Annotated in this window: 16 protein-coding genes; 5 read left to right on the forward strand and 11 right to left on the reverse strand. The window is 56.0% G+C overall.

Annotated elements, in window-relative coordinates; translation table 11 throughout:
* Positions 1–239 (forward strand): hypothetical protein (locus tag G512_RS22810; protein ID WP_208975006.1); only part of this gene is annotated, 239 nt, incomplete at its 5' end.
* 292 nt (positions 240–531) lie between these two features.
* Here G512_RS22810 and G512_RS0111480 read toward each other — a convergent pair.
* Entirely contained in the window at positions 532–813 is a 282-nt protein-coding gene (locus G512_RS0111480; RefSeq protein WP_228130505.1) for a hypothetical protein, read from the reverse strand.
* A 259-nt stretch (positions 814–1,072) separates the two neighbouring features.
* Here G512_RS0111480 and G512_RS0111485 point away from each other — a divergent pair, with 259 nt between their 5' ends.
* Entirely contained in the window at positions 1,073–1,489 is a 417-nt protein-coding gene (locus G512_RS0111485; protein WP_028481846.1) for a DUF2147 domain-containing protein, read from the forward strand.
* A 91-nt stretch (positions 1,490–1,580) separates the two neighbouring features.
* A complete protein-coding gene (locus G512_RS20880) occupies positions 1,581–2,021 on the forward strand; it encodes a DUF2147 domain-containing protein (protein ID WP_073833379.1) in 441 nt (146 codons plus the stop codon).
* A 62-nt stretch (positions 2,022–2,083) separates the two neighbouring features.
* On the opposite strand, the gene G512_RS0111495 is transcribed toward G512_RS20880, so the two are convergent.
* The 8 genes from G512_RS0111495 to G512_RS0111530 form a co-directional block, all read right to left on the reverse strand.
* Positions 2,084–2,545, reverse strand: coding sequence for a GNAT family N-acetyltransferase (locus G512_RS0111495; RefSeq protein WP_028481847.1), 462 nt, complete (start codon positions 2,543–2,545; stop codon positions 2,084–2,086).
* A gap of 24 nt (positions 2,546–2,569) precedes the next feature.
* On the reverse strand, positions 2,570–4,168 hold the full coding sequence (locus G512_RS0111500) for a glycosyltransferase family 39 protein (protein ID WP_143181440.1): 1,599 nt from the start codon (positions 4,166–4,168) through the stop codon (positions 2,570–2,572).
* A gap of 94 nt (positions 4,169–4,262) precedes the next feature.
* Positions 4,263–5,978, reverse strand: coding sequence for a glucans biosynthesis glucosyltransferase MdoH (gene mdoH, locus G512_RS20885; RefSeq protein ID WP_051269257.1), 1,716 nt, complete (start codon positions 5,976–5,978; stop codon positions 4,263–4,265).
* Positions 5,978–6,169, reverse strand: a complete 192-nt coding sequence (locus G512_RS0111510; RefSeq protein WP_036489650.1) for a hypothetical protein — start codon at positions 6,167–6,169, stop codon at positions 5,978–5,980. Before G512_RS0111510 ends, mdoH begins: the two co-directional genes overlap by 1 nt.
* Positions 6,166–7,734: a glucan biosynthesis protein gene (locus tag G512_RS20890; RefSeq protein WP_036489652.1), complete on the reverse strand. Its 1,569-nt coding sequence runs from the start codon at positions 7,732–7,734 to the stop codon at positions 6,166–6,168. The genes G512_RS0111510 and G512_RS20890 overlap by 4 nt, the downstream gene beginning before the upstream one ends.
* Positions 7,735–7,780: 46 nt before the next feature.
* Positions 7,781–7,906, reverse strand: a complete 126-nt coding sequence (locus G512_RS23060; RefSeq protein WP_265596921.1) for a hypothetical protein — start codon at positions 7,904–7,906, stop codon at positions 7,781–7,783.
* A gap of 61 nt (positions 7,907–7,967) precedes the next feature.
* Positions 7,968–9,452, reverse strand: a complete 1,485-nt coding sequence (gene gatB, locus G512_RS0111525; RefSeq protein WP_028481850.1) for an Asp-tRNA(Asn)/Glu-tRNA(Gln) amidotransferase subunit GatB — start codon at positions 9,450–9,452, stop codon at positions 7,968–7,970.
* 216 nt (positions 9,453–9,668) lie between these two features.
* Entirely contained in the window at positions 9,669–9,962 is a 294-nt protein-coding gene (locus G512_RS0111530; protein ID WP_028481851.1) for a hypothetical protein, read from the reverse strand.
* A 344-nt stretch (positions 9,963–10,306) separates the two neighbouring features.
* On the opposite strand from G512_RS0111530, the gene G512_RS0111535 reads away from it, so the two are divergent.
* Positions 10,307–10,564, forward strand: coding sequence for a YjhX family toxin (locus tag G512_RS0111535; RefSeq protein WP_028481852.1), 258 nt, complete (start codon positions 10,307–10,309; stop codon positions 10,562–10,564).
* Positions 10,565–10,604: 40 nt separating this feature from the next.
* Here G512_RS0111535 and G512_RS0111540 read toward each other — a convergent pair whose 3' ends face one another.
* Positions 10,605–11,735, reverse strand: coding sequence for an NAD(P)/FAD-dependent oxidoreductase (locus G512_RS0111540; RefSeq protein WP_028481853.1), 1,131 nt, complete (start codon positions 11,733–11,735; stop codon positions 10,605–10,607).
* A gap of 313 nt (positions 11,736–12,048) precedes the next feature.
* Between G512_RS0111540 and G512_RS20895 the strand changes: the two genes are divergently transcribed.
* Positions 12,049–13,440 (forward strand): methyl-accepting chemotaxis protein, encoded by a 1,392-nt coding sequence (locus G512_RS20895; RefSeq protein WP_051269259.1) that lies wholly within the window; start codon positions 12,049–12,051, stop codon positions 13,438–13,440.
* 151 nt (positions 13,441–13,591) lie between these two features.
* Here G512_RS20895 and gatA read toward each other — a convergent pair whose 3' ends face one another.
* Positions 13,592–15,070 carry an Asp-tRNA(Asn)/Glu-tRNA(Gln) amidotransferase subunit GatA gene (gatA, locus tag G512_RS0111550; RefSeq protein WP_028481854.1) on the reverse strand — a complete coding sequence of 493 codons (1,479 nt, stop codon included), beginning with the start codon at positions 15,068–15,070 and terminating at the stop codon, positions 13,592–13,594.
* Positions 15,071–15,105 lie beyond the last annotated feature (35 nt).

Here is a 15,105-nt window from a genome sequence, read left to right on the forward strand (position 1 = left end):
AAAAGCCTCAAACCCACCAAGACTACAACGCTAGCAAACCCACATCAACTGTCATTGACAGGGCGCAAACTCGTATCATCTCAGTGAGAAGATTTAGAGCGAACCGTGCCGTCGCCGGCAGCGCCGTCGCTCTCGATGGAGCGGGTTATAGCCCCACAATCTTCAATCCGTCAACTCGATTCTGCAAAATTATCACGACACAATCAAAAGACCCTGAGGATAAAACCAAACAAACCTGAAAAACCCAACGTAAAATCAAACCAAAACCGCTGTGAAAAGTCCAAGACACAAACCAGAAATGCCCAAAACCATACCGCGCCCCATCTGGATACCGGATCGGCGCTGCGCTTGTCCGGCATGACAGCCGAGGGGAAGAAGAACAGCCCCCAGGTCTCAGGGCTGCGTCAAAAAGGAGACTGCGGAACCACAATCAAAATCACGCCTAGATATAGGGAGACCCAATGCTCCGCCCCCTCAGCCCAACCGGACAAGAGACGAACAAACGTCGCCCTTTCCCCGCGCCAGCTCGCTTCATGCCGCGGGCGCATGATGTTGCAAGGCAAGCCACTCACGGGCCTGACGCTGAGCCTCGGCCACTTCCTGGGCACTCATCTGATCGGACAACTCCCGCCGATGATGAACAGCCTCCCGACACCCTTTGGCCGCGGCAATATTGAACCACTTGTGCGCCTCGATCAGATCCACGCCGCGCCCCCGTCCACATGCGGCCTCAAACCCGCGACGCATGTAACCTTCAGGTGCTTCCACGCCCTCCGAATAAACAAGATGCAATGCCCGTCCGTTGAATGACACAGGAAACCCTCCTATTCATATAAATTGCATGAATAGAACAATCACTTATAAAGCTAAAATCATTCCTAATACTTATAGTTATAAAATTACTTCTCAAATTATACTTACATTTTACATTGTAAATTTGAATTAGCGGGAAATCATAGCGCCTTTCAAACCTATCCATTGGATGCAATCACAAGGTTTCGTCTGGCCCCTGCGTCAATTCATCCGTAGGATTACGCAGTTGTCAGAGGATAGTTTATTGGGAGGACAATCCATGAAAACCAAGTTACTTAACGCTGTCATCGCACTGGCGTTGACGACCGCTGTCGCCAGCCCCGCTCTTGCGGCAGACGCCAAGGGAACATGGCAGCGAGAGAACGGCTCGGCCCGGATCAAGATCAGCAATTGCGGCAATGCCCTTTGCGGCAATCTGGTTTGGCTGAAAAACCCCCGAAAGGACACGGAGAACCCGGACCCAGCGCTGCGTACTCGCAACCTAGTAGGATCGCAAACAATCCTTGGCATGAAGCCATCGGGAACAGATAGCTGGAAAGGGAAAGTATATAACGCAGAGGACGGAAAGACCTATTCAGGTAAAATGCGCCTGATTTCCGCAAATGAACTCAAGCTTGAGGGATGCGTCCTTGGCGGACTTATATGTAAAGGGGAAACGTGGTCTCGTATAAAATAGGTTTACGTTAGGTTTAAAACAGTATACGAAAAGCGGCTTGAAAGGCCCTCTTGAGCACGAGAGGGCCTAACGACAATAAAAATGGTGCTCGATGAAGAAACCGCTTTTCGTAATGGCCGCTGCCACAGCAGTGTGCCTGCTCTCGCCGTCCCTCAGCGCATCCCAAATTGAAGGATCCTGGCTTACGGGAGACGGCGCTATTGTTCAAATCCGCCCTTGTAGTGATGGTCTTTGCGGCAAACTCGTGGACTTTCCCCCACCTGCCGGCGAAGTGAAGGAAAAGATCACCGACCGCTACAATGAAGACAAGTCAAAACGCAACCGCAAGGTCCTTGGCATCAATGTGCTGTGGAACATGGCACCCGTGGATGACACGACCTGGGCAGGGATGGTCTACGACCCCAAGCGCGGACTTTCGGCCAAGGCAACTCTGGAACTCCAGAAAAACGGCAAGCTCACCCTCACCGGCTGCAAGAAAGTCGTCGTGGACATATGCATGTCCGAAGACTGGGTGAGATCTGCCAGCCGCTAGCAGAACGGGCTCAATCGGGCAACGCCGCCCAAACGGCGCTGAACCTGAATGGCCTGCCCGATCTACAGCATGAACTTGAAACCAAGGTGGGTCTGCTCAAATCCCTGCCTCTGGTAGAACCGGTGGGCGTCTTCCCGCTGGGCATTGCTGGTCAGTTGCAAGAGGCAACAGCCCTTTTCTCTGGCCAGTTTCTTTGCATGGGCCACCAGCGCAGCCCCCAACCCCTGGCCACGCTGGTCGGCGCGCGTATGCATGCTTTCAATCGACGCACGCGGGCGGCCCTGAAACGCAAGACCTTTTTCAATGGTCAACTGGTAGGTAGCAAGAACCTGCCCGTCCGCATCCACTGCCACGTAGATGTCCACTTCGGGCGCGTCAAGAATCGCTTTAAAGGCGTCTTGATAGGGGGCGAGATCCTGACCTTCCAGAGCTGCCCGCGCCCCAACGGCTCCGGCATTCATGATCGCCACGATCTGTCCCAAGTCACGTGAGCGCGCGGCGCGAATATCAACATGGGAAGCCACGCTGTCCCCTTTTCCCGCAAGAACCTACTGACAGACTGCGGCTGAAGACCGCAACCGAACCACCCCCCAATAGCTGGTTCGATAGCCGTCCTCAAGCCAAAGGTGAGGCCAGTTCACGGAGATCATCTCACCGTCAAGAATATCTCCATCCGCCAAAGTATGGCGCTGAGCGAAGGGGGTTTCCTGCCAAACGGCCGAAAACGAGACCTCAGGTTTTTTCGCTTCCCATACAACAAAGCAAGCGGCGCGTGGCTGGGAAGAAGGACGAAAGCTGGCGATAACGTGGCGCGCTGACGGAATGAAGGCACGCAGGTTTCCCCCTGTGTAACTGTCCAATGAGACAATCGTGGCCTCTTTAATGGTCCCGTCCCAGGCTTTCAAGCGCTCCGCGAGACGGTCAAACGGCTTGGCCTGACGGCATTTGGAGCCACACAGCAGCTCATCGGGCGTGAAAAAGCCCGGCAAACGCACAACCACGACGACACCAGCCAGCACGATGATAAGCCGAAGGAACCAACGCAGCCGGGCGAGGCCCAGACCGACTTGCCCAGCCACGGCAAAACACCACAACGGCAACAGCATCAAAATGGGGTGCATGTGGCGCTCCTTGATGTACGTCGCGCCAGTGACAACAATTGCCGTGGCGGTTAGCGCAACAAGCACGCCCATATAGCGCCCGAGAAAGCGCGCAACCTCACCATTGGACTGCGCAGGCTCTTCAATTGCAGCCATGCTCCGCTGCGCGCGCCACAGGTCTGCCCCGAAAAATAACAGGAACAGGGCCAGGAAAGGCATGGAAAAGCCGACCAGACTCTTGGCAAGACGAAACTCGCCGCTCAGCACCTTTTCCCAATGGGGCACTTGCGTCTCCACCACCATGACATCGAGAGAACTGGACACAAGCGATTGGCCTCGTTCCAGAAACCAGACCAGATAAGGCAAGTAGAGCACAAGAGCGAACCCACAGGCGAGCAAGAGAGGGACCGGACGCAAACGCACACGCCAATAGGGCAAGGTGACTGCTGCGCAAAGCAGACCAACGGGAACCAGATAAAAGGAGTGCTTGGCCAGCGCCCCAACCCCGAGGAACAGCCCCAGACCCAGCACATCAAACCAGCGACCATGGAGCGCCACCCGAAGGAAGAAGAACAGTGTGCCGCTAACCCCAGCCATGAGCACAACCGTGTGAGTGACCCCCTCATGCAGGTTGAAGCCGATTTGATAAAGCAGCGTAAGGGAGAAAACCGCGATCGCCGCCAACTTGCGGTCTGTCATGGCAAGCCGGGCGATGCCATAAAGAAATACGCCCGATAAGGCAACGAGCGTGTACTTGAGGCTTTGGAAACTCCAGATGGAGGGTCCAACCACTTGCTGGACGCTGTAGAGCAGCCACTCATAAAGCGGTGGCTGGCGCATCATGTAGCCAGCGCGCAACTCCTGGACCAGCACACTCTCGCTCATGTCGTCCGTGCCAAGAATGGGCGAGGCAAACCCACGATACAGCAGGTTGAACAGGCAATAACCTAGAATAATCAGGGTGACGGCGCGTGGAGCACACCACCACATTGTCGGGGACTGCGCCCCGGTGGGTTGAGAATTCTGACTATGCAGCATCCAAGCCATCAGCAACACATTCACGAAGAATCTGATTACCTTGAGCTTATTGCAGCATGACTATCTCATCCACCAGCAATTGCAGTCCCCTACCATTTAAGGGCTAGACGTCGGCAATCCTGCGCAACTCTCCACCCAGCACCTGATTGGTGTTGGCAATCAGTCCCAAGCGAGCCGCACCACGCGCAGTCACGGGCTTTGCCGTGATCCAGACCAGAACCGGTGCGAGCAACACCGGCAATGCAACGGGCAGCGACCAGAAAAACATCAGGGGAGAGAGATACCAGGTCATGGCCATTCCAAGGGCGGCTACCACCGACATCCAGAAAGTGGCCCGCGTACACTCACTCAACCGCAACGCCTCGTGGTCGCGATGGGCCGTCGTCCAGCCGCTGTCCCGGCCCATCAGGATTTCCATGATCCCCCGGCTTTGGAACATCATCAGGATTGGCGCAAGGAAGATCGCAGAGACCGCTTCCACCGCATATCCGAGGAGAACCCGCAGGTTGCCCAGGATTCCGTTCTGATAGCCTGCCAGACCGGCAAGGGCGACCAGCAGCTTCGGAAGGAACAACAAGCCTATGATCAGCCCCAGAAGGAGAGAGAGCTGAAAGTCACCCAGCGCCAGAAACACCCGCATGGTGCGTTCATAAACGGAAGTGGTTCCCGCCGATATCAGACTCAACACAAGAAAGGAGAACCAGAGCGCCGAGGCCGAATAGGCAATGATGCCCAAACCGATATTCATTCGGCTCCAGAACGGAAGACCGCGCGCCAGCAAGACACGACCATGCTGAAGATTGCCTTGGCACCAGCGCCGATCCCGCGCGGCAAAGCCGAGCAGATGAGCCGGGACTTCTTCATAGGACCCTTCAAGATCCGGATCACAACGAACAGTCCACCCACGGCGAGCCAACAAGGCTCCCTCCACCGTGTCATGGCTCATGATATGCCCGGCAAGCGGCCCTTCACCGGGAAGAACCGGCAACCCACAGGATTGGGCAAAGGCGCGGGTACGGACGATGGCATTGTGCCCCCAGAACGGCCCGCATCGTCCCTGCAACAAGGCCAGTCCACGGGCAAAGGTGCGCCCATAGAGCCCGGTCGCAAAAGCGATGATGCGCGCAAAAACGGTCTCGGCCCCGATCACCACCGGCAGTGTTTGCAGTAGTCCCAGCTTGGGATCACGGGCCACGGCCTTGACCATCCGCATCATGCACCGGGCAGTCATCAAACTGTCCGCATCCAGAATGATCATGGCTTCGTAGGCGCCACCAGAGCGGGTGACAAATTCCTTGATGTTACCGGCCTTGCGCCCCTCGTTGGAGGTGCGATTACGGTAGTAGATCGGCAGGCCCGGATCGCGAGCCACCTCACGATAACAGGCCTTTTCTACCTCCACCCGATCCGCATCACGCGTGTCCGACAAGACATGAAAATCAAACCCGGAAACACAGCCGGCGGCCATCAGGTCATCGCGCATGATACGCAGGCGGGCAAACACCTCGCCTGCGTTTTCGTTGTAGATGGGGATGACGATTGCCGTGGCAAATGATGGCATCGGCTCACTGTCCAGATCGCCCAAGGCATCCTGCGCGGGACGCCACAACAAACCCAGCAGCGCCGTAAGCGCTCCCCAGCCAAGCCAGAATACGCTGAAACCGATGAGCATCGTGCGCGCCCAATCCACCCAGGACACGGGCACCGGCTGCAGGCTCAGATAAAACAGCCAACCGGCACTCACCCCAAGGGCCAGGGCCCCCGTTGCCACAAACAGACGGGGGACCATTGCCGCAGCTTCAAGAGGATCGCGCCGCATCAGGCAGGATCCTTCTGGCGGTTCATGCCGGGCACAAGCCGGGACAGAACGCCAAGCAACTCAGGCACGCCAAACCGGATCGGAGACAAATCCTGCACCGGCATGGACAAGGGCGCATTAGGGCCCGTAACGGGATCAATCATCATCCCGTGTTCTGTGTGATCGTCGCGAAGATGGGTTGCTTGCATCATAACCGCTCCCATTGATAAGCGAAGGTTTCAGACAAAACGATCTCATCAGCGCTCAAGTGAAGCGCAATCTCTACCGGTCCTTCCTGTGTCCGGCGCAGATCAGCGGTGACGCGCAAACGCCCCGTATCCACGACTGGCTCGATCAGGACATGCTCGACCACGCCACCCTTGACGTTGAGCTCGGGGGAAATGTCGCCAGCAGACGGCAAGTCGTTGCCTTCGAACTCGACAACGAACTTGCGACGGAGTGGGTCACGATCCGATGCAGAATGCCCGGCTGTGCCCATACGGGCACTGTAGACACGGGCCGTCTTGCTCGCATCTTGCGGCAAATCTCCCCAAGACAGGCGATAGGCCAACTCCAGCCGGTCTCCCACCGTAACAGGATCTTTGGGTTGCCAGAAGGCCACGGTGTTGTCGTTGACCTCCTTGTCAGAAGGCAACTCCACCAACACCACGGACCCTTCGCCCCAATCGCCCTTCGGCTCCACATAAGCACTGGGTCGAAGCTCGTATCGAGCCTCCAGATCCTGATAGTTTTCAAAGCGCCGGTCACGCTGCATCAGGCCAAAGCCCTGCGGTGTCTTCATGGAGAAGAACGAACTCTGGATCTTTCGGGGATTGGCCAATGGGCGCCAGATCTGCTCACCATGAGAGGCGTGGATGAACAGGCCATCACTGTCGTGCACTTCAGGCCGATAGTCATCAAAGCCAGCGCTGTCTCCCTCACCATACAGATACATGCTGGTAAGAGGTGCCACTCCGCAGCGATCCATCGTGCGGGTAACAAAAAGATGCGCCCGCACATCCATCACCGTTGCTTCGCCCGGGGTGATCAAAAACTCATAGGCCCCCACAACACTGGCACTTTCAAGCTCAGCATAGACGGCAAAGGGCGCCCCTTGTTCCTCGGGTGGCCTGACATAAAACGTCGTAAAGCGTGGAAACTCTTCCGCACCATCGGTGATGGTGTTCACCGCAAGGCCACGTGCGGACAAACCGTATCGGCTGCCCTTCCCCAGAGCCCGGAAATAGCTGGCACCCAAAAAGGAAACCAACTCGTCCTTGTAGTCTTTGGCGTTCAAGGGATAGTGCAGTCTAAACCCCGCAGGTCCGGGCAACCGCCCCTCCTCCTCGGGATGAGCAGGTACCCTTGCACCGTAAATGAAGTCTTCCTCGGAGAAAGTGAGGGCCTTCAAGCCATCCTCGGCAATCTCGAAAATGCGCAAGGGTTCGTTGAACAGCCAGCCGGGATGAAACGCCTGCAGCTCGTAGGAATGGTCAGCGTCGGCCCACAAGGCCCGCTCCGGATCAAAACGAATGGCCCGATGTTGGTCATAATCCAGTTGGGTCAACCATTCGGGAATTGGCGGAATGCTTTTCGGAGCGCTCTGCCCCAATGCCTGCCGTCTCATCTTTTCTGTCAGCCATTCAAAGCTGAAAGTGGACGGTGGCATGTTTTCCAAATCTATGGCATGGGCCACGCCTGCCCGCAACGGGCCAGCCCCAATGCCGAGAAGCACCGCAAGTCCGGTACCTCCCTTCAGGAAGTCACGTCGGTTCATATGCAAAAATATGTCCTTTTGCCCGATCTTCACCCAAAAAAACTGACTAGAACGGTGATTTGTACTCGTTGCAGCTTTCGCCTTTGGCGGGCAACGGCTCAAGCGACACACCTGCACCCAAGTGCTTGAACGCGCCATTGCCCCCAAGGCCGGTAGAATCGGAAAGGGTCACAAAAAAGGACCGCTTCCCATATGGAAGCAGTCCTAATTTTGAACTTGGAAGATTATTTGGCTCAATCTAGGCCAATTTTGGCTTTCAACATGTCGGAAACAGCTTGTGGGTTGGCTTTCCCCTTGGAGGCCTTCATCACCTGACCGACAAACCAACCGAGCATGCCCGGCTTTTCCTTAGCCTGCTCTGCCTTTTCGGCGTTTGCAGCAAGAATCTTGTCCACAATGGCCTCAATGGCCCCAAGGTCGGTCACCTGCTTCATGCCACGTTCTTCCACGATTGTGGCTGGATCCCCGCCTTCGGTCCATACGATCTCGAAGAGGTCCTTGGCGATCTTGCCGGAGATGGCGCCCGACTTGATCAGATCAATGATGCTGCCCAACTGATCGGAATTCACCGGAGAATCCGCAAGCGCCAAGCCTTCCTTGTTCAGGCGGCCGAACAACTCGTTGATCACCCAGTTGGCGGCCAGCTTGGCATCACGCCCCTTGGCGACTTTTTCGAAGAAGTCGGCAGAAGAGCGCTCAACGATCAGGATATCCGCATCGTAAGCTGTCAGACCGTAATCGCGGATGAAGCGATCCTTCTTTTCGTCCGGCAATTCGGTCAGGTGTGCCGCAAGACCATCCACATACTCCTGGCTGAACTCCAACGGCAGCAGATCTGGGTCCGGGAAGTAGCGATAGTCGTGCGCCTCTTCCTTGGAGCGCATGGACCGCGTTTCGCCCTTTACGGCATCGAACAAGCGAGTTTCCTGATCAATTTCGCCGCCATCTTCCAAAATACCGATTTGGCGACGGGCCTCATACTCGATCGCCTGACCGACAAAGCGGATTGAGTTGACGTTCTTGATTTCACACCGCGTCCCGAACTCGCCCCCCGGACGACGCACGGAAACGTTCACATCGGCGCGCATGGACCCCTGGTCCATGTTGCCATCACAAGTACCCAGATACCGCAAGATGGTGCGCAACTTGGTCAGGTAGGCTTTAGCCTCATCGGCGCAGCGAATGTCCGGCTTGGACACGATTTCCATCAGCGCCACGCCAGACCGGTTCAAGTCAACAAAGGACATGGTCGGATGCTGGTCGTGCAACGACTTGCCGGCGTCCTGCTCGAGGTGCAGGCGCTCAATGCCCACTTCCACCTGTTCGCCGTCCTTCATGTCCAAAAGGACCTTGCCCTCACCGACAATCGGCTGCTTGAACTGAGAAATCTGATAGCCCTGCGGCAGGTCGGGATAGAAATAGTTCTTGCGATCGAAAACCGACTTCAGGTTGATCTGCGCCTTAAGCCCCAGGCCGGTGCGGATCGCCTGACGCACACACTCTTCGTTGATAACGGGCAGCATACCCGGCATGGCCGCATCAACAAGGCTCACATTCGCATTAGGATCATTGCCAAAGCTGGTGGAAGCGCCCGAGAAAAGCTTGGCCTCGGAGGTCACCTGTGCGTGCACCTCCATACCGATCACGATTTCCCAGTCGCCCGTTGCGCCCTTGATAAACTTCTTCGGGTCCGGCGTCCGTGTATCGACAATCGTCATGCGATCATTTTCCTGTCTTTTGCGTTGAAGCTGCCTCGGAACATGCCCCTGCTTAAGCGGGTGAAGACAGCCGCATGTAAACTCAATTGGCTTGGGTAGTCCGTTATTCATAAAGAGGCAAGCCAGTGTCTTGCTGTTTTTTTGAACACGGCCAATTTATCGCCTAAAAACTGGTGCGCAGCTTTCGCTGCCGCGCTGCTCCCTACGAAAAACCCGCTAGGTTCGCGCCCAGCGCAGGTAGATCAAACGCGCAATGATGGCCGCAATGGCCCCGCCAACAAGACGGAACGGAAACAGCGCCAAAGCCCCGACCTCATGAGACGGGACAAGAGGCAAGCCGGTGAGTCGCACCAGTGCCTCTACAAACAAGCTGACCGCTGCCGCCCCAAACCCGGCAATCAGAAACTTTGCCTTTTGATCACAGCGCAGGCCCATAAGGGCTCCGATCAACAAGGCCAACGGATTGATCAGCCCTGCAAACCCTATCAACACAGTCCAACTGTCGGTCATTTCGCCTGCGCCCCCATACCCTGCAACCAGTGTTCGTGCCTACGGTGTTTCACTAGGGCGTTCAGAGCACACTCTCAAGTGTTTTTCTTGGCCAGACCCAATTTGATTTGCGTTCAGGTGTGGCGCAAATGTCCTAGTCACTCCCCCAGGCCAAGTGTATAAACCGACTATCTTTCGAATGGAGTTTTGATGTCTTCCAGCCTTGAGGCCCGGTAGGGCCCTGTCGGTCCGCTGATAAGCACCGTACAGGGCACACACACAACAAACCGCCTGATGATCGACCGCTTTTCCCATAACAAAGCGGCGAAACGGGCACGTGTGTATCCAACAAGCTCCAAGAACCAATGGATATTTCAAAAGCTGAACAGCGCATCATGCATGTGTTGGCGCAGGGCGGATGCTTGCGCGCCGAAAAAGACAACAACGGAAAGATTATCGACATCGAATGTATCACGCGCGACGGCTGGTACCTGTCGGGCATGACAATTCTGTTGTTCCGAAAACTCAAACATAAAGGTCTGATCAAGAGCCGCAATGGCGGTCCATACAGAGCAACGCGCCTCGGTCTGGTGCGTGTACGCTCACAGGCCGACAACCGCTGACCCAACGCTCCCCACCCTTTTCTGCGGTGGGGAGCATTTATCAAGTCTTCAACGCATCCGCTGCGAGTTGCGCCAGGGACAAGGCTGCCGTCAACCCTGGTGACTCAATACCGGCAAAGGCGACCAGCCCTTCGATTCCAAGATCCGTGGGTGAGAGCACCTGAAAATCTGCTGCCGGCGCCCCTTCAGGCACGACTTTGGGCCGTACACCGGTGTAATCCGGTCGCAAACTGCCTGCCTCCAAGTCAGGCCAATATCGGCGAATGGCGTTGTAAAACCGCTCGAGACGAACCTGCGAAACCCCATAGTCGATTTCTTCGGGTGATGTGACCTCAAGCCATTCCACGTCGGGGCCAAAACGACCTTGACCCCCAAGGTCCAGCGTCAGGTGAACGCCGAGCCCACCCGGCTCAGGAACGGGATACACAAGATGCGAAAACGGCACCCGACCATCATGGGCAAAGTAGTTGCCCTTGGCATAATACCGGCTGGGCAGCTTCGTTTTGAGGCGCGGTGCGAGCGCTTTCAAAACATCAACGCCGTACAAACCACAGGCTACCACCAGTTGACGACATGTCAGTTGAAAGCCATCGGCCATTTGCAGACAAAACAGCGCCCCTGACTGCTCCACACGCTCGATACGTGTGCGCAAAACAACTTCGCCACCTCGCGCCTCCAACGAGCTCTGAAGGGCCATCATTAGCCCGTGACTGTCAACAATGCCTGTAGACGGCGAATAAAGCGCTCCTTCGCAAAACAGCTCCGGCTCGAGTTGGTGTACCTCCCGCGCATCCATCAGAACCAGATCATCGACCCCATTGGCAGTGGCTTGCGCCTGAAGCCGCACGAGATCCGGCAATTGAGCCTTGTCCGTTGCCACAATCAGTTTGCCAAGGCGCTGATGGTCGACCCCGTGACGCGCACAAAACTCGTAGATCAGATGCTTGCCCTTTACACAGCACTGTGCCTTCAACGAGCCTGTCGGATAGTACAAGCCGGCATGGATTACCTCCGAGTTGCGCGAGGAAGTCTCCGCCCCAATGTTGGAATGTTGTTCAAGTACCATGACACGGGTTCCAGCTACCGCCAGTTCCCGAGCCACAGCCAAACCAACAACACCGGCCCCAATGACCACCGTGTCAGCATCTGCGCCCGATATCAGGTGCACCATGCTCTCCTCCCTTTGCCACAAGATGGTTTACAGAAGGCAGCAGGCCGGAGGCAATTGATCTAAAGCACACGATGACTGACAAGCGCAGCAAAAGTAATGCGCCGCGCGGCATTACGGGCATGCACACCAAGAAATATAAAAAATAAAAACTGGATCAATTCTTAGTTCTAATAATTAAAAAACAGAGACTTCAATAAACTTCATAAAAAAGAAAGTATAATTTGACCAATACGTAAACACCCTGAGTTTGGAATTACTTATAACTTGATAGTGATATTGTACAGATGTGTAGACTGCAAATCAGGGAGAGATCATGTCTATCCAAAGTGCATGGCTGGGCCGTCACAAAGACACCGGCGGTGAGGAGCATTCACGCGGTAACGCTGTCATGACAAACACCGCATGGGGGCAAGTGGCAGCTTTGCTTCGCTCATTGAAAAACGCGGAGCCCTTGGAGGAAGGTGATGCACTCCCGACAGAAATTGTCGGCTTGGTCCGCGACTTGCAGTCCTCCATGGACGCAGTTGACACCCAAACGCTGGAACGAACGGTGCAATACTCCATCAACGCCAGTGAGGCCATGGCTTATACGGCAGAACTCAGTACGCATGTGCGTGACACTGATGGTTGGGCACAAACCATGTCCACCGGCGTTGAAGAAATGGAAAGCGCCATGGCGCAACTTGCCGAAAACGCCAAGGAAACAGCCGAGGCAATTTCGCACCGGCAATCCGTGTTGATTGACTGCGAAAAGGTTACCTTTGCCGCAGTTGAGTCCAACAAGCAGATTGGCAGTGCCTTTGAAAGCATGCTTCATGCATCGCGGCGTCTGGAAGAGGCAGCAGAGAAGATTTCCAGTTTCGTGAACACCATTGATGCCCTGTCCAAACAGACCAACTTGTTGGCCTTGAACGCAACGATCGAGGCGGCCCGTGCCGGTGAGGCCGGCAAGGGCTTTTCCGTGGTTGCCTCGGAAGTCAAAAGCTTGTCCGGGCAAACCCAAAAAGCAACGGATGACATACGGGATCTTATCGGCGAGTTGCAATCCAACCTGACTGAAGTCAGCTCGAATGTAGAGAGCGTCGGCAGCCACGTTGAAGTCAGCATTCAGCATGCAGAACAAACCGCCGAGCACATCACCGCAATTACCCATAGCGCGACTGATATCGGCCTGAAAGCCAACGAAACCGCCGAGCTGTTGCAACAACAGGGAGAAGCCAACCACGAAATCGCCCGTGGCGTCATCGAGATTGCCGAACATTCTGCCAAGGCAACAAAAGCCCTCGACAACGTGGTGATCAGCGTAGGACGGTCCGAGGACATCGTCGCGCACCAGTTCGACGAGTTGGCCGGGCGGAACATCTCCGGTTTCATTCTGCATAAGGCAAAAGCTGATCACATCATTTGGAAGAAGAAACTTGCCGAACTCATGGCTGGCCGCAGCCAGATGACCCCGCAAGAGCTCAACGACCACCACCAATGCGGACTGGGCAAGTGGTACGACAGCATTACCAGTGAAAACATGCGCCGCCTACCCGCCTTTCAGGCCCTGCTACCTGTCCATGAAGAAGTCCATCGACAGGGCAAGCTTTGCGCCCAGCGCGTTCATGTCGGGGACCGAGACGGAGCGCTGGAAGCCTATCAACAGATGAGCCACGCCTCAGAGAGCGTCCTGCGCCATATTGATGAGCTGATCAAGGGCTGACGCGGCGATCCGCTCCAGTTCGATTTATTTGCGGGAACCGGACACATCTTGCCAGACCAGAGAAGCATGCCAAGCCTAGGTCTTGGCACTGACTACAAAAAAGGCCCCGGAACACGCCGGGGCCTTTTGTCATCATCAGCCAAGTGAAAGCTTACTTGCTCCACCAGTTCTCTGGTTTGAAGCTACCGGCAGCTTGCTCGATCACCTCACCCACCTGGAACAGGGTGCCTTCATCGAACGGCTTGCCGATCAACTGCAAGCCGAGTGGCAGACCGTCTTTGTTGAGGCCGGCCGGAATGGAAATGCCTGGCACACCTGCCATGTTGGCGGTCACGGTGAAAATGTCGTTCAGGTACATGGTCACCGGATCGGTGATCTCACCGGGGGCGAAGGCCGCATCCGGTGTCGTTGGCGTCAGGATCGCATCAACCCCGTTTTCCCATGCCAGATCGAAGTCACGTTTGATGAGCGTGCGCACCTTCTGGGCCTTCAGGTAGTAGGCATCATAATAGCCCGCGGACAGCACGTAGGTCCCAATCATCACGCGGCGCTTGACCTCGTCACCGAAACCGGCAGCACGGGTGTTCTCATACATCTCGATGATGTCATTGCCCGGCACGCGCAAACCATACCGTACGCCATCATAGCGCGCCAGGTTGGACGACGCTTCAGCAGGCGCGACGATGTAATAGGCTGGCAGAGCGTATTTGGTGTGCGGCAAGGAAATCTCGACGATCTCCGCCCCCGCATCCTTGAGCCAGTCAATGCCCTTCTGCCACAACTCGTTGATGGCATCCGGCATGCCGTCCACCCGGTATTCCTTGGGAATACCAATCTTCATGCCCTTCACGGACTTGCCGATGAAGCTCTCATAGTCCGGCACGGGTGCATCCACGGAGGTGGTGTCCTTGGCATCAACAGAGGCCATGGACTTCAACAAAATGGCGTTGTCGCGCACGGTGCGACCAATCGGACCTGCCTGATCCAGAGAAGAGGCAAACGCCACCATGCCCCAACGCGAACAGCGACCATAGGTCGGCTTGATGCCCACAGTACCTGTCAACGCAGCGGGCTGGCGGATGGAACCACCCGTATCGGACGCCGTCGCCGCAGCGCACAAATGTCCGGCAACGGCTGCAGCAGAACCACCTGACGAGCCACCCGGAACCAATGCCGTATCAGAGCCCTGCCGACGCCACGGGTTGATGACATTGCCGTAAAAAGAGGTTTCGTTGGACGAGCCCATGGCGAACTCATCCATGTTGAGCTTGCCAAGCATCACCGCGCCGTCGTTCCAAAGATTTTGGGTGACAGTGGATTCGTATTCCGGCTTGAAGCCATCGAGGATGTGAGAGCAGGCCTGGGTGTGCACGCCCTTGGTGGCATAAAGGTCCTTGATGCCGAGCGGAATGCCTTCCAGCGGGCGAGCCTCTCCGGCGGCGATCCGCTCATCAGATGCCTTGGCCTGTTCACGCGCCTGTTCGGCGGTAACTGTGATATAGGCGTTGAGGGCCTTGTTGGACTTTTCAATTTCGCCAAGATAGGCGTCGGTCAGTTCCGTGGCCGTAAATTCGCGGGCAGCGAGTTTGTCCCGCGCCTCTGCGATTGTCAGATCGACAAGCTTTGTCATCGTTGTAATTCCTTGAAACGGGTAAATTGGCGAAA

Origin of the sequence: Pseudovibrio exalbescens DSM 16456 (assembly GCF_000422785.1) — a bacterium.
Classification (GTDB): Bacteria; Pseudomonadota; Alphaproteobacteria; order Rhizobiales; family Stappiaceae; genus Pseudovibrio; species Pseudovibrio exalbescens.